Below are 2,030 nucleotides of genomic sequence, written 5' to 3' on the forward strand. Positions count from 1 at the left end.
ACTGTTTTGTGCGCTCACCGGCGCAAAACAGTCCGGCGGGTTCAAATTTTTCCCAAGCGCGGTGAGATGCCGCGCTCTCGTTCTCTGCCGTGAGATGCGGCAAAGGAGGCTCCAGAATCATGGCGAAAGGTGCTCGTATCCGCTCTGGGCCTATGCCGGACGAGAACTCTGCACGGTCTGATGCTCGCGGCTACAGGCTGGAGGATTTGCCAGCGTCCGGCTATGACGGCCCGGTGCCCGACTTTCCACTGCCCAACGTGACTGATCGTGAGTCTGAGGTATGGGAGTGGGCGTGGCGGACTCCGCAGGCGTGCGCGTGGTCGATGGACGTGTCGGGGTGGCTGGTGCGTTCGGTGGCGATGTGGACTCGGCTGTCTGTCCGGTGTGAGGACGCCACCGTGTCGGCCCCGGTGCTGGGGCAGTTGCATCGTTTCGCTGAGCACATCGGCTTGACGCCTGCTGGTTTGGCAGCTCTGGGGTGGAAGATCACAACCCGCACCGCCTCGTCAGTCGAGGCTGAGGCTGCGACGCCGAAGCGGTCTCGCGGCTCGAAGCTGAGAGCGATCAATGGCGGCCTCGCTTCCTGACGATGACTGGTCGGTTGCGTGGCCAACTCTGGGGTATCTGTCTGCTGACTGGATCGAGGCCCACTGCCTGGTCGCTGACGGCTGGTCGATGGGTGAGCCGTTTGTGCATGACGGCTGGCAGTTGTGGTGCACACTCAACCATTACAGGGTGAAGCCGAAGGCGGTGTTTAACCAGGCCCGCCCGGTGGGTGCGCCAGCGTTCCAGTATCGCCGTTCGCAGGTGGTGGGGCCGCAGAAGACGGGGAAGTCGCCGTGGGCTGCGTCGCTGATCCCGTTCGAGGCTGTCGGGCCGTGCATTTTCGCTGGCTGGGCTGTTGGTGGCGAGCGGTATCGGTGTGTCGATCATGGCTGCGGTTGCGGGTTCGTCTACGCCTACGATGCGGGTGAGCCGATGGGTATTCCGCGGCCGGTGTCCCGCATCCAACTGTTGGCGACGGCTGAGGATCAGACCGACAACATTTACGCGCCGCTCCAAGAGATGATCAGGCGCGGCCCGTTGCAGGAGCTGATGCGGGTTCGTGAGGATTTCATCCGCACGCCGAACAATGGCGAGGTGTTGCCGATCACGGCTGCACCGAACTCGAAGGTGGGCGCTCCCATCCATTTCGCGGTGGCGGATGAGTCAGGCCTGTACACGGGCAAGCTGATCAAGGTATGGCAGCATATGCGCCGCGGCTTGGCGGGTATGGGTGGTCGTGGCCTGGAGGTGACGAACCCGTGGGACCCGATGGAGAACTCGGCGGCTCAGCAGACGTTTGAGTCATCATCGAAGGATATTTTCCGGTTCTACCGCAGGCCGCCCACTGACCTGAGGTTTGAGCTGAAATCTGAGCGGGCGAAGATTCTGCGGTTTGTGTATCGCGGGTCGCCGTGGGCTGATCTGGAGGCAATCGAGGCCGAGTGCGCCGAGTTGATGCACACCGACCCGGCGCAGGCGAAGCGGTTCTTTGGGAACATGCTGGTGCAAGGCTTGGGCGCGTTCCTGCCTGAGGCTGTGGTGGAGGCTGCTGAGCTTGCGGTCGACGTGCCGGACGGCGCGGCGGTGTGTGGCGGGTTTGACGGGTCACGGTCGAGCGACTGGACGGCGCTGCGATTGCAGACGATTGACGGGCATCGGTTCACGCCAACGTATGGGCCAGATCAGCGTCCAGCGGTATGGAACCCAAGGGAGTGGCCGGAGGGTCGTATCCCTCGCGGCGAGGTTGATGCCGCCGTGGATGAGGTGATGCGCCGCTACAGGGTGGGGCGCATCTACTGCGACCCGCGGCACTGGGAAACGCAGGCCGATGCGTGGGCGTCGAGGTTCGGTGACGATGTGGTGCTGCAGTGGCCGACGAACTCGATTGCGCGCATGTTTCCAGCACTGGTCAGGTACCGGGAGGACATGGCCGAGGGGTTGACGACGCACGCCCCGGATGAGGTGTTCAAGGCTCAGGCGTTGGC

1 protein-coding gene is annotated in these 2,030 nt (G+C 63.6%); it reads left to right on the plus strand.

Features of this window, described 5'->3' with window-relative positions; genetic code table 11:
* Positions 1-567: 567 nt before the first annotated feature.
* Positions 568-2,030 (plus strand): hypothetical protein (locus ACTNC3_RS11295; RefSeq protein ID WP_441227489.1); only part of this gene is annotated, 1,463 nt, incomplete at its 3' end.

The sequence above is a fragment of the Oribacterium sp. HCP3S3_B9 genome (genome assembly GCF_052064255.1).
Classification (GTDB): Bacteria; Bacillota; Clostridia; order Lachnospirales; family Lachnospiraceae; genus Oribacterium.